The organism is Ferruginibacter sp. HRS2-29 (assembly GCF_024343615.1).
Classification (GTDB): domain Bacteria; phylum Bacteroidota; class Bacteroidia; order Chitinophagales; family Chitinophagaceae; genus Ferruginibacter.
In genome coordinates this window covers 1-19,727 of the sequence record NZ_RJUB01000143.1, presented here as the reverse complement: position 1 = coordinate 19,727, position 19,727 = coordinate 1, and the positions used below count along the sequence as shown (strand labels likewise).

Sequence of the window (19,727 nt, the reverse complement as noted above, 5' to 3'; positions counted from 1 at the left end):
CCTAATACAGCTCACAATGATGAAAAAGATACTTATCCCGTTTTTATTGATGCTTGCTTTTTCGGCAAAAGCGCAATTGAACAACAGCTGGATAGATTATAATAAAACCTATTACAAATTCAAGGTATCGAAAGATACCCTTTGTCGTATTCCGCAGTCGGTATTGCAATCACTCAACCTGGGCGCTGTGAATGCCGATCATTTCCAGCTCTGGCGCAATGGCGAGCAGGTGCGTCTATACACTTCCGTTAGTGGTGCGCCGCTTGGTGCTTCCGACTTCATCGAATTCTGGGGGCAGCTGAATGATGGGAAACCGGACAAACGTCTGTACCGCGACCAGTCATTTCAACTTACGGACAAATACAGTCTTGAAACTGATACATCCACTTATTTTCTTACAGTAAATACGGCCACACCCAATCTGCGTTACACCAATGCCGTCAACACTTCGCCAAGCAACATAACGGCGGATCCATATTTCATGCGTAATATAGATACCTATTATAAGGATCAGATAAACCGTGGTTTCGCCTACCCGATCGGTGAATATGTATACTCTTCGGCATACGATGTGGGCGAAGGCTGGTCTTCCGGCAATATAGCCCCTTTCTATGACCTGGCTTTGTTTCTCGGTGGATTGAACGTGTACCAGGCAGGCCCGGCCAACAGCGTTTCCATTCGTTTGAGCGCTTCCGGTAACGCACCCAACGAACGTTCTGTAAGGGTTCGCCTTTTCAACGATTCGGTTGCGGGTATCACCATGCCACATTTTACCGACCGGAAAATAGAGGTCAACAACCTCCCATTATCCCTGCTGGCCAGCCCGGATTTTGTACCGGTCAGCATCGGCAGTACTTTTTTCGAGATCAATCCGCAGGACAGGTTTGTGGTGCATAGCTTCGGACTCACTTACCCGGCAAGGTTCAAATTCAACGGACAGAAAAATTTCGCTTTCGAACTGGCTGCGGCGCCGGGAGGCAATAATCTCTCTATAGAAGATTTTAATTATGGCTCCATAGCTCCGATTCTTTATGACCTTAATAATGGCAGAAGGTACCTGGGAGATATCACTTCCACACCGGGAAGGGTGCGTTTTGTGCTTCCTCCTTCAACCGATGCCAACCGTAAGTTTATCCTGGTAAACCAGGATCCGGGCTCATTGTACAGCATTCCGGCTTCGGCGGTGGTCGCCAAAAATTTTGTCAACTACAGCAACCCTGCGCTGCAGGCGGATTACATCATCATCAGCCATCCGGCTTTGTATAATGATGGTAGCGGTAATAATTATGTAGACCAGTTCAGGCAATACAGGAGCTCAGCCAATGGCGGCAGTTACAATGCCAAAATATATAACATCGAAGAATTGGTGGATCAGTTCGGGTATGGTATCAAAAAACACCCATCTTCCGTACGTGATTTTCTAATCTGGGCCAACCAGAATTTTGCGGTGAAACCTAAATATGTATTCATCATAGGACGTGGTATGAATTACATCGATCAGCGTACTTCGGAATCAAATCCGATCGCCGATAAGATCGACCTGGTGCCTGCCTTTGGGTGGCCTGCTTCAGATATCCTGCTGGCTTCCTTGCCAGGCACTGTAATGCCGATCATTCCGATAGGAAGGCTTGCCGCGATAAACGGCCAGGAAGTGAATGCTTATCTCCAGAAAGTAATACAATACGAAGAGGCCCAAAGGACAAACAGTGCCAGCATAGCCGATAAGGCATGGATGAAAAACGTGCTGCATGTGGTAGGTGGTAAGGATAGTGAGGAAAATGCGATGTTCAGGGGATATATGAGCCATTACCAGAGGATCGTGGAAGACAGTCTCTTTGGCGGTCGTGTAGAGACTTTTTCTAAAACAAGTACCGGGGCTACGCAGGAAGCCAACAGTTTAAGGATACAACAGCTCTTCAACGAGGGGCTGGGTGTGATCGGTTATTTCGGGCATTCCTCTGCGAACACATTTGAGTTCAATCTCAGCGAGCCGAACATTTACAGCAATGCCGGCAAATATCCGTTCTTCAATGTGAGCGGTTGTAGCGCGGGTAACTTTTATATTTTCGATCCGGCCCGTCTTACCGGAAACCTTACCTTATCAGAAAAATACATTCTTGCAAACCAACGCGGCAGTATCGGGTTCCTGGCAGACACGCATTTTGGTGTGCCTCCTTACCTGGATGTGTACAATACCAATCTTTATACAGAATTCAGCCGTAACATGTATGGTAATACGATAGGTAACCAGATGCAGAAAGTGATCACCGATGTTGGTGGTATGAACCCGAACCTTGAATATTTCATCCGTGTACATGCTGAAGAAATTTCCCTGCATGGCGATCCGGCGATCAGGATCAACTACTTCCCGCTGGCAGATTATGTGATGGAAGATCAGCTGGTGAAGATCAGCCCGAGCATCATTTCAGTAGCAGATAATAATTTCAATGTATCTGTAAAAATGCAGAATAAAGGCAGGGTAGTGAACGATTCCATCTGGGTATCTGTCAAAAGGAAATTGCCGAACGATAGTATCAAGGTATTACTTGATTCACTTATCCCTTCTATAAAATATATCGACTCCTTTAACCTGATTGTGCCGATCAATCCCGCTACAGATAAGGGGTTGAACCAATTGATGGTTTCATTGGATTATACCAACAGGGTGTCGGAATCGTACGAGACGAATAATACGCTTACCAAAGATTTTTATGTATTTGAAGATGAGTTGCGCCCGGCTTACCCTACCAACTACGCCATCGTACACAACCAGAATATCACGTATGTTGCCAGCTCGGCCAACGCTTTGAGCGCCCAGCGCCAGTATGTGATGGAAGTGGATACTACAGAACAATTTAATTCGGCATTCAAAAAAACATACAATTCCAACGGTTCGGGCGGTGTGGTTCAATTTACACCGGGCAACATCACTTTCACTGACAGCACAGTGTATTACTGGCGGGTGGCGATGGTTCCGCTTAACAATGGTGCATATATCTGGAACAGTTTCTCTTTCATTTATATCCCTAACAGTTCCGAAGGGGTGAATCAATCACATTACTACCAACATCAGAAAAGCACGTTCCAGGATATGTCCCTCGGCGACGACCGGAATTTCAAATTCGATTTTGAAAATACGGCGCTGAATATTTCTACCGGTAACTATCCGCCAAACGATTACGAATCGGTGCATATTTCCCTGGGTATTTACACCCTTGCCAACTGGGGCAATGATTTTAATACGCTGCAGTTTGTTGTATTGGATAATGTGACCGGCTCGGTTATGAAAAATCTGCCGGTAGGTTCAAGTGGTTCCTATGGAAGTAACTATCCGGGCGGTGGCAGGGACAATCAGTTTGAATTTCCTTTCAATACCCTGGCGCAAAGGAATACTGTAAGGGACTTCCTGCGTAATAATGTGCCTAACTCAGCGCATGTAGTGATGTACAATCTTCTGTTCAATAGTTCTGTAAATGCGTGGGCCGAAGATTGGAAGGCCGATGAAAATGTCAATGGCGCCGGTAATACCCTTTATCACACATTGAAAGGATATGGCTTTACGATGATCGATTCATTCCATCGCAACATACCATTCATTTTCAAATTCAATAAAGACAATTCATCTCCTTCTTACCAGCAGGTAGGGGAAAATGCCGGAGATGTGATCACGGCTGGTGTGCCGCTTACGCTCACAAGGTCAAACGGCTCGATGGTATCCCCGGTTTTTGGTCCGGCCAAATCATGGAAAGAATTCCATTGGAGAGGTTATTCGATGGAAACAAATACCAAAGATTCAGTTCGTTTCAATGTGATCGGTATCAACAATGCCGGCACCGAGACCACCTTGTATTCTGTCGATTCTACTACGAAAGACCTGGACATTTCGGCAATCGATGCAGTGCAGTATCCTTTCATCAAACTGAGGATGGAGAATTACGACAGCGCAAAAGGAACACCATACCAGCTACGCTACTGGAGGTTGAATTACCTGCCTGTTCCGGAAGGGGCGATGGCTCCCAATGTTGCGTACGCAATGACGGATAGTGTGGAACAAGGTGAAACGATCAATTTTTCTGTCGCATTCAAAAATATCAGTTCCGTGGCGTTCGATAGCCTGCTGAAAGTGAGGGTGACAGTTACAGATCGCAACAACGCTGATCATGTGGAAAACCTGGTGCCGCGAAAAGCACTGGCAGCCGGTGATACGCTGATGATACATTACGCTATTAACACCAGCAATTATCCTGGCAATAATACACTCGCGATTGATGTGAACCCGGATAATGCACAGCGTGAGCAGTATCATTACAATAATGTACTGTATAAGAATTTCTTTGTGAAGGAAGATAAATTCAATCCTTTACTGGATGTTACGTTTGATGCGGTGCATATCCTGAATAAAGATATCGTAGCAGCCAAACCGAACGTCCTGATAAAGCTCAAGGATGAAAGCAGGTTCCTGGCGCTGAAAGATACCGCCCTGCTGAAAGTGCAGGTGAAATTCCCGGATGACAACCAGACCATACGTACTTATCATTTTGATAATGATACCATGCGTTTCATTCCTGCCAACCTCAGCGCCGGTGAAAATACCGCCAGCATTGAATTCAAGCCATATTTCCCTGAAGATGGGGAATACGAACTGATCGTTTCGGGTAAGGATGTGAATGGCAACACAGCAGGTGAACTGAAGTATAATGTGGCATTCAGCGTGATCAACAAACCGATGATCTCCAATATGCTCAATTATCCGAATCCGTTCACTACTTCTACAGCATTCGTATTTACGGTAACGGGTATGGAAGTGCCGCAGAATATCCGCATCCAGATACTCACCATCACCGGTAAAGTAGTGAGGGAGATCACCAAGGATGAACTGGGCCCGATCCATATCGGCCGCAACATCACCGAATACAAATGGGATGGAACGGATATGTACGGACAAAAACTGGCGAATGGCGTTTATCTCTACAGGGTACTTACCAACCTCAATGGCAAGTCGCTGGATAAATACAAGGCCAATGGTGATAATACGGATAAATTCTTTAATAAAGGGTACGGTAAAATGTACCTGATGCGTTAAAATTTCTCTTATCGAAATAGAGAGCCCCGCTTTGGCGGGGCTTTTTTTTTACCTTTGCATCAAAAAAAATCAGGCATGGCTAAAATTGCGATCAATATAGCAACCGGGAGTTTGCAGCAGGAAGAGATCATTGTGGGGATAGACCTCGGCACTACCAACAGCCTGGTAGCTATCATTCATCCCGAAACCAAACAGGCGGTGGCTTTGAAGGAACACGACAGCAGTTCGATGGTTCCTTCCGTTATTTATTTCGACGGGCAATCCAATGTTACCGTTGGGGATGAAGCAAAGAAAAAACTGATCAGTTCACCTGAGCGTACCATATTTTCTGCCAAAAGGCTGATGGGAAAAAGTTATAATGATATCCGGAACAGATCGGCTGCTTTCTCCTACAAGATCATCGACGACAATGCCGAAAGCCTGGTGAAAGTGCAGGTAGGCGATAAATTTTACTCCCCGGTAGATCTTTCTTCTTACATTTTGAAAGAACTGAAACACCGTGCGGAGCATATACTGAAAACCCCGGTAAATAAAGCGGTGATAACAGTACCTGCTTATTTCAACGATGCACAGCGGCAGGCGACCCGGGATGCGGGTAAACTTGCGGGGCTGGATGTATTGCGTATCATCAACGAGCCTACTGCCGCCAGCCTGGCTTATGGCATCGGTATCAGCAGGGAAGAAAATAAAGTGATTGCGGTATACGATCTCGGTGGCGGCACGTTCGATATTTCCATTTTGAGGATCGCCGGTGGCATATTTGAAGTATTATCTACCAATGGGGATACTTATCTCGGAGGTGATGATATCGACCAGGCCATCGTTGAGCATTGGAAGAAGGAGCTGGGTATTAGCACTGAAAAAATTGCTGCGGAACCATCTTTGAACCAGGCTTTGCGCCTTGCAGCTGAAAGTGCCAAAAAGCAGCTATCCGTTACCGATAGTTATGAAACAACGCTTGAGGATTACGAACTGAAAATTTCGCTGGCGCAATTCAATACGCTCATACAACCGCTGATAGATACCACCATTCGCTCCTGCAAAAGTGCGTTGAAAGATGCTGATCTTAAAGCATCTGAAATTGAAGCGGTAGTAATGGTAGGGGGCAGTACGAGAGTACCGCTGGTGAAAAAAGCAGTGGGTGAATTTTTCGGTCGTGAAGTAAACGATACCGTGAACCCTGATGAAGTGGTAGCGCTTGGCGCAGCCATACAGGCCGATATCCTGGCCGGGAATAATAAAGAATTTTTACTGATCGACATCACGCCGCTCAGCCTCGGTATTGAAACCGCCGGTGGATTGATGGATGTACTGATACCGAGAAATACGAAGATCCCTGCTAAAGCGTCCCGCCAATATACTACACAGGTGGATGCTCAATCGGGCATGCGTATCAGTGTATTCCAGGGCGAACGCGACCTGGTGGAACATAACCGCAAACTTGCCGAATTCAATCTTTCGGGCATACCGGGAATGCCTGCAGGCCTGCCGAAAGTGGAAGTGGGTTTCCTGATAAACGCGGATGGTATACTGACCGTTTCTGCCAGGGAACTCAGGAGTGGCGTGGCGCAAAGCATTGAAGTGAAGCCTCAGTACGGGCTCACGGATAGCGATGTGGAAAAAATGCTGCTCGAATCGATCACACATGCGAAAGATGATATTGCCGCAAGGGCGCTGGCCGAAGCCAAAACAGAAGGGGAGCAACTGTTAAAAACAACCGAACGTTTCCTGCAAAAGAATGCGGAATTGCTTACAAAAGATGAGCTGCTGCAGACCGCTTCCGCCATGCAGGCATTGCAACTGTCCATCACCATGAATGATAAAGACCTTATACAAAAGAAGACCGAAGAACTGAATGAGATTTCCCGCCCTTATGCAGAGCGTATCATGGATGAGGCCGTTGCAGGAGCAATGAAAGGAAAAAATGTATGATCTGCGATCTATGATGTATGATCTGAGTTCGTTAGATTTGAATTTCATTATTAAACAATAACTTTCAACCCGGAAAATCTAAGGTTTTAGATCACACATCTCAGATCATAGATCATAGATCGTCCATCATACATCATACATCATACATCATACATCATACATCATACATCATACATACAAGAAAGGGCTACCAACAACTACGATCTCTTGCGCATCATAGCTGCAGTCTGTATCGCATTCACCCATTCCTTCAACCTGATCGCAAAAAATACAGCCGAGCCATTGATGGTGATTTCGGGACAGCGCTACGATTTTTCCTTTATCGGCCTTTGCATCTTTTTTTCCATCAGCGGTTACCTTATCACCAGAAGCGCCTGTACTTCCACATCTTTTATTAATTATTGCTGGAAAAGATTTTTAAGGATACAACCCTTGCTGATCATCGTAACCCTCATTTCCATTTTCATCATCGGACCGTTATTTACCAGGCTGGCTATGGGAGAATATTTTGGGAATATCTCCACCTGGACTTACCTCCGAAATATTTTTCCCGCAACGGGGGTGCAGTTTCCATTGCCCGGTGTCTTCGCTGGTAACACGGATAGTGGCGTCAATGGCTCTTTGTGGACATTGGTAATAGAAGAGCGTTTATACCTGCTCGTTAGCATCCTTTTTTTTCTGAAGGGAAATAAAAAACGGATCTTCATTTCGGGGATATTGCTGCTAAACCTGCTGTATATCCTGCACAGTACAATCTTTCAGCATGGCCTCTTTGCTTATTTTGAAACTCCGGAAGCTTTTTTCGCCTTTTTATTTTTGAATGCGGGAATGTTGTTCCTGCTCGATATAAAATTTTCCCAACCGGCAATAAAGAGATTGCTGGTAGTAATTCCGGTGCTGGCAGTTTCACTGATATTTACCCCGCTGTTTTTCCTTCAGGTATGGGCAGTTCCGCTGTTCATTATCGGCATAGCGAATATCCGTGGCATTACCAATCGTGCCGGCCAGTGGGGCGACTTTACTTATGGGATTTACATTTTCGCCTTCCCGGTGCAGCAGGTGTTGATTGCTGTGGGCGCAGATAAAGCGAACCCTTATTGGTTATTTGCAGAAACGATGCTCATCGTGTTACCGCTGGCCATACTCAGCTGGCATCTGGTAGAGAAGAAATTCTTGAAAATGAAAAAGCTGGTGGGGTAGGATAGAGCTGCTGGTTTCGGGTGAAGGGTTGCGGGATGTTTTATCATTAGCGGGGAAAGTTGTTCCTGTAACGTTCTTACTTCTTGATTTTTAATTCTTCAATTCTATTGACGTATTTCCCGATCATATCAAATTCAATATTCACCAGGTCAGCTTCTTTTAGCGAACTCATATTGGTGTGATGATAAGTGTAAGGGATGATAGCCACCGTAAAATTCTTTTCGGTCACATTGAAGATCGTCAGGCTGATGCCGTTGATGCTCATCGACCCTTTTTCTATGAATAGCGGAGCAAATTTAGGATCGGTTTCAAAAGTATATTCCCAGCTGCCTTCTTTATCCTGTACACGGATACATTTTGCCACAGCATCCACATGCCCCTGCACGATATGTCCGTCTATGCGGCCATTTAGCTGCATACAGCGCTCGATATTGATGATGGTCCCGGTTTTCCAGTCACCGAGATTGGTCTTTTGAATGGTTTCATCAATCGCAGTAACGGTATGGCTGTCTTCCGTAACAGATTCTACCGTAAGGCAAACTCCGTTGTGGCTGATGCTCTGATCTATCTTAAAAGTGGGCGAAAATGGCGATTGAATGGTGAATGTATAATTCGTTCCTTTTTGCTGAATATCAGTGATAATGCCGGTTGTTTCGATGATTCCTGTAAACATGCTGCAAATTTCGGAATTTTATGATGAATATTTCTTTTTTTCAATAAAACGCTTATCTTTGCGGCCCTGTTTGAGAGTTCAGACAGAATTTATTCACCAAAGGAGGTATATACAAAAATGCTAATAATCGATTCAAAAGACTGCGAAAACATAGACAAGGCGCTCAAGAAATACAAAAAGAAGTTCGAAAAGAGCCGTGTACTGTTGCACCTTAGGGAAAGACAGGCTTTCATGAAGCCATCTGTAAGGCGTCGTACTGAAGTGCTGAAAGCTGTTTACAAACAGCAGTTGGCTTCTGGCAAACTGGAAAAATAATTTTTCTGCCCCGGCGCAAGCCAGGTCATAAGTATATGGTTTACATATAAATGTAATCGTGTACGATAAAATATCAAACTGATAACCGGTTATCACTAACTTTGGTTATCAGTTTTTTTATGCTCCCAAGTCACCAATTACATATCCGGGCTTTTCTCGATTACCTGAAATTTCAGAAAAGGTATAGTCAGCACACGCTTATTTCGTACGAAAACGACCTGAATTCTTTTTTCGGCTTTTTGAAGGATTATGGAGAAATGGAACTTTCTGAGATCAAACCTACGATCATCCGCAGCTGGCTCGCAACGTTGAAGTCGGAGCAAGATATGTCGTCCAAGAGCCTCAACCGCAAAATTTCTTCCCTCAAATCTTTTTTCAAATACCAGCTTCGTCAGCAGCAGGTCACGGTGAGCCCCATGACCACCATCATTTCTCCGAAAGTAGGGAAGAAGCTACCTCAATTTGTAGACAAAAAGGGAACCGATGCCCTGTTCACGCAGGTGGAGTTTCCGGATAACTGGCAGGGGCGCACAGACAGGTTGTTGCTTTTGCTGCTGTACAATACGGGGATACGTAAAGCCGAGCTGATCGGGCTTACGGATCAGCATGTGGATGCGCATACTTCCACTATAAAAGTATTGGGCAAAGGCAGTAAGGAACGGATCATCCCGGTAAGCCCGGCGTTGCTGGCGGAAATGGTGCGGTACCGCGAAGATAAAAAAGCGCTGGAAACTGTGGAAGGGCATGTTTTTTTTGTAAATGCAAAAGGAAAAAAACTGGATCCCCGGTATGTATATTCTGCGGCAAAAAAATACCTTTCGCTGGTGACCACGATCGATAAGCGCAGTCCTCACATTTTACGGCATAGTTTTGCCACGCACCTCACTGATAACGGAGCTGATCTCAATGCGGTAAAGGAATTGCTGGGCCACAGCAGCCTTGCGGCCACGCAGATATACACGCATAATTCCATCGAAAAACTGAAAGATGTACACAAAAAAGCACATCCCAAAGCCTGATTATTCCATGGAAATTTTTTGTGGCTTTCCATGAAATTTTTTTTTGAAAACTACGTTTCATTAAGTAACTTCATATTGCTTTAAGGACGTGTTCTACTGTCAATTTGAAATGATAAGCCTATGCGGTAATTGCTACACTATTTTATTTATTGTTTCACCATATAAAAATTGAAAGTTATGAACGTAAACATTCAAACGGTGCATTTTGATGCCGACTCGAAGCTGTTGTCTTACATTGAAAAGAAAGTAGCAAAGCTGACACAGTTTCACGATAGGATAACGCATGTGGACATATATCTCAAGCTTGATAACATCGTACACACGATAAAGGATAAGGTAGCGGAAATAAAAGTGATGATCCCGAGGCATGAGTTTTTTGTAAAGCAATCTTCCAAATCATTTGAAGAAAGTTTTGATGAGGCGATGGATGCGGTGATCAACCAGATAAAACGAAAGAAAGAAAGACTTGCAGCCTGATAAAATCATAAACTTGCCACAAAAAAAGCCCCGGAATCCCGGGGCTTTTTTTGCCGGTTATCCACGTCAAAAAAAAATCATCAAAAAAATCTCAACAAAATTTTTCTATTAATCATTTTCTCTTACCTTTGCCTTCCGAAAAAAAAGGGGAGCAGTTTTGTACCTGATTTGATCGGGAGTTCTTTTACAGGTTCCAGAGGTTCAAAAGTTTAAATGTTCAAAAGGTTCTTTCACTTTTTAAACATTTGGAACGTTTTAAACCTTTTGAACATATACGCCGAAATAGCTCAGTTGGTAGAGCAACTGATTTGTAATCAGTAGGTCGCTGGTTCGACTCCAGTTTTCGGCTCAGGGTGAATATTCCGGTTTTACCGGAATATTCTATGTTTTAAGGTTTGGGCAGATGGCCGAGTGGTTAAAGGCGACAGACTGTAAATCTGTTCTCTCCGGAGTACGTAGGTTCGAAACCTACTCTGCCCACAATACGATATATACATTTGAAGATAGGCGAAAGTGTATATCGTAGAACAGTTCTTTTATAATTTGCATATTTGCAAATTGATTAGCGGAAGTAGCTCATTTGGTAGAGCGGTAGCCTTCCAAGCTTCAGGTGGCCGGTTCGAGCCCGGTCTTCCGCTCATTGAAAAGTTGTCAGTTGACAGGTGTAAGTTACCGGTAATGGTATACTGACATCTGACAACTAACTTCTGACAACTCTATCAAGCCGTCGTAGCTCAGGGGTAGAGCGCTTCCTTGGTAGGGAAGAGGTCGTGAGTTCGATTCTCACTGATGGCTCTCTTTTAAATTGAAAGAGGCAGAACGGAAAGGAGGTGAAAAGAAACATACAAAGTGCGAAAGCACAACGAATAAAAGTCGGCGGTTACAGACTTTAAATGCGGCCAATTTTCAAAACAAACACTAAAATTTAAACAATGGCAAAAGAATCATTCAAGAGGGATAAGCCCCATCTTAACGTTGGTACTATCGGTCACGTGGATCATGGTAAAACAACACTTACAGCCGCTATAACCGATGTTTTGTCAAAAAGAGGTTTAGCGCAGAAAAAGAATTATGATGATATCGATGGTGCTCCTGAAGAAAAAGAAAGGGGTATCACAATCAATACAGCTCACGTTGAGTATGCTACTGATACTCGCCACTACGCTCACGTAGATTGTCCTGGTCACGCCGATTATGTTAAGAACATGATCACTGGTGCTGCTCAGATGGATGGCGCTATCCTGGTAGTTGCTGCAACTGATGGTCCGATGCCACAGACTAAAGAGCACATCCTTCTGGCTCGCCAGGTAGGTGTACCTCAGATCGTGGTATTCATGAACAAGGTAGATCTTGTTGATGATCCGGAATTATTGGAACTGGTTGAAATGGAAATCCGTGAATTGCTTAGCTCTTACGGTTTCGATGGTGATAACACACCGATCATCCAGGGTTCTGCAACCGGCGCTTTGGCTGGTGACGAAAAATGGGTTGGTAAAATAACTGAACTGATGGACGCTGTAGATAGCTACATTCCATTACCTCCAAGGTTAGTTGATCTTCCGTTCCTGATGAGTGTTGAGGACGTATTCTCAATCACTGGTCGTGGTACTGTAGCAACTGGTCGTATCGAAAGGGGCCGTATCAAAGTTGGTGAACCAATCGAAATCGTTGGTTTGATGGAAAAACCATTGTCATCAGTTTGTACAGGTGTTGAAATGTTCAAGAAATTGCTTGACGAAGGTGAAGCAGGTGATAACGCAGGTCTTCTGTTGCGTGGTATTGAAAAGACTCAGATCCGTCGTGGTATGGTTCTTTGCAAACCAGGTTCTATCACTCCGCACACTGAATTTAAAGGTGAAGTTTACGTATTGAGCAAAGAAGAAGGTGGACGTCATACTCCGTTCTTCAACAAATACCGTCCTCAGTTCTACTTCCGTACTACGGACGTAACTGGTGAAGTTACTTTGAATGCAGGTACTGAAATGGTTATGCCTGGTGATAACACAAACTTACACGTTACTTTGATCCAGCCAATCGCGATGGAAAAAGGTCTTAAGTTTGCGATCCGCGAAGGTGGCCGTACAGTAGGTGCAGGTCAGGTGACTGAAATCATCAAATAAGCTTTAGCAATAGCTTTTAGCTGTTAGCCTTGAGGCTTTGTATTGGATAATTATTTATCTTTACAATATTAACTAAAAGCTGTTCCGATTGTCTCGGAATAGCTTTTAGCTTTTTTACGGGCATGGTGCAACGGTAGCATACGGGTCTCCAAAACCTTTGATCTGGGTTCGAATCCTAGTGCCCGTGCGAATAAAGTTCAAGGTTTGAAAAAGTTCAAAACGTTTAAAAGGTATATGTCTTTCAAACGTTTTGAACCTCTTGAACCTCTTGAACTTTTTAAACATTTAAAGTATGAACAAATTCAGCGTTTTTGTAAAGGAATCTTACCGCGAAATGGTAGAGAAAGTGAGCTGGCCTACATGGGAGCAGCTACAGCAATCTACAATGATCGTTTTGGGCGCTACTATCTTCATCACTGCTATAGTAGCATTGATGGATTTCATCGCCAGCGGTTCAATTAAATTTATTTACTCTTTATTCAAAGGATAATGGAACCGACTACAACACCAATTACAGCAGCAGTAGAAAAAGACAGCCGGTGGTATGTTCTGAGGGTAGTAAGTGGTAAAGAACGTAAAGTAAAAGAATACCTGGATAAGGATATCGTACGCAATGGCTGGGATAAAGTTGTAAAGCAGATATTCCTGCCGGTAGAAAAAGTTTACAAAGTACTCAACGGGAAAAAGGTAATGCGTGAGCGTAACTTCTACCCTGGTTATATCATGATGGAAGTGGCTGATGGAAAGTTGACAGATGACATCATCCAGCACGTAAGCAATATCAGCAACGTGATGCACTTTCTCACCGACGGAAAAGGATCTAAAGGGAATATCATTTCATTGCGCAAAGCCGAGGTAAACAAAATGCTTGGTAAAGTGGATGAAATGAGTGAAGTAGGCGGTATCACGATGAACGAACCATTCATCATCGGCGAAACCATCAAGATCATCGACGGGCCTTTCAACGATTTCAATGGCGTGATCGAAGAAGTGAGCGACGAAAAGAAAAAGCTGAAAGTACAGGTGAAGATCTTCGGAAGGGCTACACCGGTAGAATTAAGCTATATGCAGGTAGAAAAGATCATCTAAGGATTTATTCAAAATATTCAAACCTCATCTTCGGATGGGGTTTTTTTATGCGGGATGTTTTGGGTAGTCAACTCCGGGTAGTCAACCTTCGGTAGTCAACTCCGGGTAGTCAACCTTCGGTAGTCAACCTTCGGTAGTCAACCCGCGGTAGTCAACCGGTTGCCATCCCGCACAAATTTCCTAACATTGTACATTATTCATTGCTCATGCGCCCAAGAATACTTTTTATATTAAAATACTGGCTCTGCTGGATAATTCTTTTTGAAGTCGCCAGGCTGTTTTTCTATCTCTGCAACCCTGGCCTTACCAAAACGGTTCCCATTTCAGATATCTTCAGAAGCCTTTGGTACGGTGCCAGCATGGATATGTCCATGGCTGCGTACATAACGCTTCCTGCCGGACTTTTCGTTCTGGCGGGTATCTTCCTTTCTTTTTTTCAAAAACCAACGATATACAAAATCTACACAGGCATCGTATTATTTTTTGTGCTGCTGCTCATTGGTACGGATATCAACATATACAAAGCATGGGGCTACCGTATTGATGCCAGCCCGCTCAAGTACCTCAGTAACCCGAAAGAAGCCTGGGCATCGGTTTCCAACCTGCCGTTGATATGGATATTGCTCGGGTTTCTGGCCGCATTTCTTTCTACCTTGTTTTTCTTCAACAAATTTATCAGGAGGGATTTAAGCAAGATGAAAATCGCCAGTCCCCAATGGCTGCAGGCACTCGTGCTGCTGTTGCTGCTGGCAACTTTCATCATACCCATCCGTGGAGGATTTCAACTGGCTCCGCTCAATCAGAGTACCGTATATTTTTCTTCCAGTAATTTCGTCAACCAGGCATCCATCAATGCTCCGTGGAATTTCATGCATTCGCTTTCACACAACACGGAATCCAAAAGCAATCCATTTCTGTATGTTGCACCCAAAGATGCAGAGGCCATTCGCGATAGCCTTTTTGCTTCCGGCGCACAAACAGATTCTATCCTGCAAATAAAATCCGGCATAAAAACGAATGTGATCTTCATCGTATGGGAAAGTTTTACCGAAAAAGCCACACACCTCCGGCAGGGAGGAATTGACATAACCCCACGGTTCAACGAGTTGAAAAGAGAAGGGATCTATTTTTCCAATCTGTACGCCTCCGGCGATCGCACGGATAAAGGAATCGTGGCAGTATTGAGTGGTTACCCTGCACAACCAACTACCTCCATCGTGAAGATACCGGTAAAAGCATCCAAACTGCCAATGCTCAGCAAGGAACTGGCAGCCAACGGGTATAATACCTCTTTCTATTATGGTGGCGAGCTCGAGTTTGCCAATATGAAAGCTTACCTGCTTGGGGGCAATTTTAAAAAATATACCTCCAAAGATGATTTTGATGAAAAGGATCAGAATTCAAAATGGGGAGCGCATGATGGGGTGGTGATGCAAAAAGTAATAGATGGATTGAACAAAGAAACATCCCCGTTTTTCTGCACCTGGCTTACGCTCAGCAGCCATGAACCATTTGAAACCCCGCTCGCCCCGGTGATAAAAGGCAGCGATGATGTCTCCCTGTTTTTAAATTCATTGCATTACACCGACCAGGTGGTATATGATTTTATAAAGCAGGCGCAAAAGCAGCCGTGGTGGGCAAATACACTGCTTGTCATCACCGCCGATCATGGCCACAGATTGCCACATACCGGAAAAAAAATAGACGATTTCAAAATACCTGTCCTTTTCCTCGGAGGTGCGCTACGCGAAACGGGTATCACTAAAACCAATACCGCTTCACAGGTAGATATCGCCGCAACCATACTGACACAACTCGGGCTGCCTTCCAAAAAATTTGTGTGGAGCCGGAATATGCTGGACAAACAAGCTCCGCAATGGGCCTATTTCTGTTTCAACAATGGGTATGGTTTTGTGCAGCCTGGTAATTATTTCATCTTCGACAACATAGGGAAAAAAGCGATCGAAACTTCAGGCATATTATCTTCAACAGATACGGCTAAAGGCAAAACAATCCAGCAATTGAGTTTCGGTGATTATCTCAGTAAATGATGATGATAATGGATAATGATATAATGGATAATATTATCCATTATATCATTATCCATTATATTTTAAAAAAATCAGTATCCATCCGTCTGCTCAATACTTCCATTCGCCAGTATTTCCGTTTGCGGAACCGGCCATACCCATTCGCGGGCATCAGGGGCAAGAGTGCAGAAGCCAGTACAGTTGGTGGTTCTGTTAATGGTTCGGTTCGTGCGTTTCAGATCAAACCAACGCTGATTTTCGCACACCAGTTCTTTTCTTCTTTCCGTAAAGATCGCGTTCAGCAATGCAGTACCTGTTTCGCTACCTGCTATGAATCCGCTGATACGGGTTGAGCGCAATGTGTTCAGATCCGCCAATGCCAACACATCCTGTCCTTTCCTGGTATAGGCTTCTGCACGGATGAGGTACATTTCGCCGGTGCGCAAAACTTTAAAGTCGGTGATACCGTCCGGTTTGCTCAACGCAGCCTGCTTTGCAAGATATTTGGTCAATACCAGCCTTGTGCCGATTGTCCTGAAATAAGAAGCAAAACGCACATCATTTGTCTGATCGTAAAGGCTGATGAGGTTAGTAGTTGGCCTGTAGGAAGCACGGTTACCAACAGGGTAATACACGTTGTCTCCTACACCCGAATTAAGCGGAGTAAATTTTACAGACCAGATTACTTCCGATGTATTGGCATCCTGCCAAATCAGCGGGAAGTTAGTGCGGTTGGCCAAAGGCCTTGCCGTAATAGCGAGGCTGGAATATTTGATAGCACTATCGCTTTCGCCGGCATAATTGTAAATGCGGGCCAGAGTAGCATTCACACCAAGTTCATCGATATATCCACGGGCTGTTGCGGCCGTGCTGGTAGGGGATTGTATATCGTTGTCCATATCCTGCATCAGCGCTTTTGCATCCCAGAGATTTTTGATGATAGAATCGTAGGTTACTTTCACGGTAGGCCTTGAAGGCTTTTGTTCGATATCAAAAGTGGAAACAAACGGAATGCCTTTCAGTGTGGAGTTCCGCTCGCTGCCTTCGCCCCAATACCGCAGGATGTCGACGTGCACGTATGAGAGAAAAGGAGACTTTTTAAATTTTTTCTTATGTTTTAATTAAAAATGCGAACAAATTCTAATGTAATCTTATAAATAGGGGATACTATTCAAAATAGACTTCACCGTAGGTTTTTCAGTCTATTTCCCGGAAGTTCGCATTTCCACCGTAGGCATTACCCTGTCGTTATTAATTTAAATTTTGATTTGTCAGAATCAAAAAATTATGTACTTTTGCCGCCCAAATTAGTTCTTTAGGAATTTGTTCCGTTAATGCGGAATTTGGAAGTCCTGGTAATTGCCCGGACGTTATCACCAAAAACATTTTAAAAAATGGCAAAAGAAATCACCGGCTATGTAAAGCTCCAGTGTAAAGGAGGACAAGCCAATCCAGCGCCGCCGATCGGTCCGGCTTTGGGTTCAAAGGGTATCAACATCATGGAGTTTTGCAAGCAGTTCAATGCACGCACCCAGGATAAACCCGGAAAAGTATTACCAGTGTTGATCACTGTGTATGCAGACAAATCATTCGACTTCATCATCAAAACACCTCCTGCTGCTGTACAGCTGATGGATGCTGCAAAGATCCAGAGCGGAAGTAAAGAACCAAACCGCGTAAAAGTTGGTAAGGTTACCTGGGCTCAGGTAGAAGAGATCGCTAAAGATAAAATGGCTGATCTGAACGCCTTTACATTAAACAGCGCTATGAGCATGATCGCCGGTACTGCACGCAGTATGGGTTTAACAGTGGATGGTAAAGCTCCATGGGAAAATAACTAATCGTCAACCTCAATAAACTTTTCTACAATGATTACTAAAAAAAGAAAAATAGCAAACGCTAAGGTTGACGCTAACAAGGCTTACACGCTGAGAGAGGCTTCTGCATTAGTGAAAGAAATAAATACTACAAAATTTGACAGTTCTGTTGACCTGCACGTAAAATTAGGAGTAGATCCTAAGAAAGCGGATCAGGCTATCCGTGGAACTGTATCCCTGCCACACGGTACCGGTAAAACCAAGAAAGTTCTGGTTTTGTGTACTCCTGATAAAGAAGCCGAAGCTACTGCAGCGGGTGCTGATTTCGTGGGCCTGGATGAATATATCACCAAGATCGAAGGTGGCTGGACAGATATTGATGTTATCGTAGCTACTCCTTCTGTAATGCCTAAGATCGGTAAACTAGGTAAAGTGTTAGGTCCCCGTAACCTGATGCCAAACCCTAAGACCGGTACCGTAACAAATGATGTTGCCGGTGCGGTAAACGATCTGAAAGGTGGTAAGATCGCTTTCAAAGTGGATAAAGTGGGTATCATCCACGCTTCTATCGGCCGCGTGAGCTTCGCTCCTGAAAAGCTGGTAGAGAATTCACAGGAATTCATCAACGCCATCATCAAATTGAAACCTGCTACTTCCAAAGGTCTTTACCTGCGTGGTGTAAGCATGGCTAGCTCAATGAGCCCTGGCATTATGGTTGACACAAAATCTGTTCAAAACTAATTCATCGCTCACGCGAAGGATTGACAAAAAATATTTGTTATGACAAAACAAGAAAAAAATGACGTGATAGAATTGCTGAAAGGCAAATTCTCTCAGTATAATAATTTCTACATTACCGATACCGAAAGCCTTACTGTGGCCCAGGTAGGTAAATTGCGCAGCCATTGCTTCAGCAAACAGGTAGAAATGAAAGTGGCTAAGAACACTTTGATCAAAAAAGCATTGGAAAGCATCGATGCAGAAAAATATGCAGGCGTCTACGATTCTCTGCATAAAGTAACTGCTTTGTTGTTCAGCGAAAACCCGAAAGATCCTGCAATGATCCTCACTGGTTTCCGTAAAGAAAACAACAACGAAAAACCTGTACTGAAAGCAGCATTCATCAATGGCGATATATTCGTTGGCGACAACCAGCTGAAAGCACTTACCCAGATCAAGACCAAGAATGAATTGATCGGTGAAGTGATCGGCTTGTTGCAATCTCCGATCCAGCGTGTATTGGGCGCTTTGCAAAACAGGGAAAATGCGGTGGCTCCTGAAGAAGCAGCACCGGCAGCTGAAGCAGCTCCGGCTACTGAAGCACCAGCAGCAGAAGCTCCGGCAACTGATGCACCTGCAGCAGCAGCGGATGACGCAGCTCCTGAAGCACAAGCATAATTTTTATAAATTATAACACCTGCGCCGGATGGTACCATAAAGGCAGTAAACAAATTTTTTTAAACTCCGCCGGAGTGTAAACAATGAAGGCGGGAAAAATGTAAACAAAATGGCAGACGTAAAAGCATTAGCAGAAAGCCTGGTTAACCTGACTGTAAAAGACGTACAGGAACTGGCTGAATTTTTGAAAACTGAATACGGTATCGAACCAGCTGCAGCAGCAGTGGTAGTTAGCGGTGGTGGCGATGGCCCTGCAGCAGCAGAAGAAAAAACTTCTTTCGATGTTATCCTGAAATCAGGTGGTGCAAACAAACTTGCGGTTGTTAAGATCGTAAAAGAATTGACTGGCCTTGGCTTGAAAGAAGCGAAAGACTTAGTTGATGGTGCTCCAAAACCAGTTAAAGAAGGTGTTGATAAAGCAACAGCTGAAGAATTGAAAACTAAATTGACTGAAGCTGGTGCTGAAGTTGAAGTAGCTTAATTCTAAGTTCAATAATGTTGAAAGCCCTCCGAGTGATCGGAGGGCTTTTCGTTTAATGATAAATAACAAATATCAAGGAAGGAATAAGAAGCC

Annotated in this window: 16 protein-coding genes and 5 tRNA genes; 19 read left to right on the top strand and 2 right to left on the bottom strand. The window is 44.1% G+C overall.

All coding sequences use genetic code 11. The annotated features are described in order from the left end of the window. Positions 1-16 precede the first annotated feature (16 nt). The 3 genes from EGI32_RS16425 (at position 17) to EGI32_RS16415 (ending at position 8,215) form a co-directional block, all read left to right on the top strand. A complete protein-coding gene (locus tag EGI32_RS16425; RefSeq protein ID WP_255156442.1) occupies positions 17-5,083 on the top strand; it encodes a C25 family cysteine peptidase in 5,067 nt (1,688 codons plus the stop codon). Between the two features lie 75 nt (positions 5,084-5,158). Continuing rightward, positions 5,159-7,015 carry a Fe-S protein assembly chaperone HscA gene (hscA, locus tag EGI32_RS16420; protein WP_255156441.1) on the top strand — a complete coding sequence of 619 codons (1,857 nt, stop codon included), beginning with the start codon at positions 5,159-5,161 and terminating at the stop codon, positions 7,013-7,015. 207 nt (positions 7,016-7,222) lie between these two features. Beyond that, positions 7,223-8,215 carry an acyltransferase gene (locus EGI32_RS16415; protein WP_255156440.1) on the top strand — a complete coding sequence of 331 codons (993 nt, stop codon included), beginning with the start codon at positions 7,223-7,225 and terminating at the stop codon, positions 8,213-8,215. 76 nt (positions 8,216-8,291) lie between these two features. Here the strand turns inward: EGI32_RS16415 and EGI32_RS16410 are convergent, their stop codons facing one another. After that, positions 8,292-8,888, bottom strand: coding sequence for a riboflavin synthase (locus EGI32_RS16410; RefSeq protein ID WP_255156439.1), 597 nt, complete (start codon positions 8,886-8,888; stop codon positions 8,292-8,294). 117 nt (positions 8,889-9,005) lie between these two features. Between EGI32_RS16410 and rpsU the strand changes: the two genes are divergently transcribed. The 12 genes from rpsU (at position 9,006) to EGI32_RS16350 (ending at position 15,959) form a co-directional block, all read left to right on the top strand. Then, on the top strand, positions 9,006-9,203 hold the full coding sequence (rpsU, locus tag EGI32_RS16405; protein WP_255156438.1) for a 30S ribosomal protein S21: 198 nt from the start codon (positions 9,006-9,008) through the stop codon (positions 9,201-9,203). 119 nt (positions 9,204-9,322) lie between these two features. Beyond that, positions 9,323-10,222, top strand: coding sequence for a tyrosine-type recombinase/integrase (locus tag EGI32_RS16400; RefSeq protein ID WP_255156437.1), 900 nt, complete (start codon positions 9,323-9,325; stop codon positions 10,220-10,222). Positions 10,223-10,399: 177 nt separating this feature from the next. After that, entirely contained in the window at positions 10,400-10,699 is a 300-nt protein-coding gene (locus EGI32_RS16395; RefSeq protein ID WP_255156436.1) for an HPF/RaiA family ribosome-associated protein, read from the top strand. 276 nt (positions 10,700-10,975) lie between these two features. Further along, a tRNA-Thr gene (locus tag EGI32_RS16390) sits at positions 10,976-11,048 on the top strand. 48 nt (positions 11,049-11,096) lie between these two features. Next, a tRNA-Tyr gene (locus EGI32_RS16385) sits at positions 11,097-11,179 on the top strand. 85 nt (positions 11,180-11,264) lie between these two features. Beyond that, positions 11,265-11,337: transfer RNA gene (locus EGI32_RS16380), tRNA-Gly, on the top strand. Positions 11,338-11,422: 85 nt separating this feature from the next. Beyond that, a tRNA-Thr gene (locus EGI32_RS16375) sits at positions 11,423-11,494 on the top strand. 137 nt (positions 11,495-11,631) lie between these two features. Then, a complete protein-coding gene (tuf, locus tag EGI32_RS16370; RefSeq protein ID WP_255156435.1) occupies positions 11,632-12,819 on the top strand; it encodes an elongation factor Tu in 1,188 nt (395 codons plus the stop codon). Between the two features lie 116 nt (positions 12,820-12,935). Continuing rightward, positions 12,936-13,006 (top strand) — tRNA-Trp (locus tag EGI32_RS16365). Between the two features lie 105 nt (positions 13,007-13,111). Further along, positions 13,112-13,309 carry a preprotein translocase subunit SecE gene (gene secE / locus EGI32_RS16360; RefSeq protein WP_255156434.1) on the top strand — a complete coding sequence of 66 codons (198 nt, stop codon included), beginning with the start codon at positions 13,112-13,114 and terminating at the stop codon, positions 13,307-13,309. After that, positions 13,309-13,908 carry a transcription termination/antitermination protein NusG gene (gene nusG, locus EGI32_RS16355; RefSeq protein WP_255156433.1) on the top strand — a complete coding sequence of 200 codons (600 nt, stop codon included), beginning with the start codon at positions 13,309-13,311 and terminating at the stop codon, positions 13,906-13,908. Before secE ends, nusG begins: the two co-directional genes overlap by 1 nt. A gap of 206 nt (positions 13,909-14,114) precedes the next feature. Continuing rightward, positions 14,115-15,959 carry an LTA synthase family protein gene (locus tag EGI32_RS16350; protein ID WP_255156432.1) on the top strand — a complete coding sequence of 615 codons (1,845 nt, stop codon included), beginning with the start codon at positions 14,115-14,117 and terminating at the stop codon, positions 15,957-15,959. A 71-nt stretch (positions 15,960-16,030) separates the two neighbouring features. Here EGI32_RS16350 and EGI32_RS16345 read toward each other — a convergent pair whose 3' ends face one another. After that, positions 16,031-17,014: a RagB/SusD family nutrient uptake outer membrane protein gene (locus EGI32_RS16345; protein WP_255156431.1), complete on the bottom strand. Its 984-nt coding sequence runs from the start codon at positions 17,012-17,014 to the stop codon at positions 16,031-16,033. 318 nt (positions 17,015-17,332) lie between these two features. Here EGI32_RS16345 and rplK point away from each other — a divergent pair, with 318 nt between their 5' ends. From rplK to rplL, 4 genes are all read left to right on the top strand, one after another. After that, on the top strand, positions 17,333-17,779 hold the full coding sequence (gene rplK / locus EGI32_RS16340) for a 50S ribosomal protein L11 (RefSeq protein ID WP_255156430.1): 447 nt from the start codon (positions 17,333-17,335) through the stop codon (positions 17,777-17,779). A 27-nt stretch (positions 17,780-17,806) separates the two neighbouring features. Next, entirely contained in the window at positions 17,807-18,496 is a 690-nt protein-coding gene (rplA, locus tag EGI32_RS16335; protein ID WP_255156429.1) for a 50S ribosomal protein L1, read from the top strand. A 39-nt stretch (positions 18,497-18,535) separates the two neighbouring features. Next, the gene (gene rplJ, locus EGI32_RS16330; protein WP_255156428.1) at positions 18,536-19,153 is read left to right on the top strand and encodes a 50S ribosomal protein L10; all 618 of its coding nucleotides are present in this window, start codon (positions 18,536-18,538) and stop codon (positions 19,151-19,153) included. 109 nt (positions 19,154-19,262) lie between these two features. After that, complete coding sequence (gene rplL, locus EGI32_RS16325) at positions 19,263-19,634, top strand: 50S ribosomal protein L7/L12 (RefSeq protein ID WP_255154630.1); 372 nt, start codon at positions 19,263-19,265, stop codon at positions 19,632-19,634. Positions 19,635-19,727 lie beyond the last annotated feature (93 nt).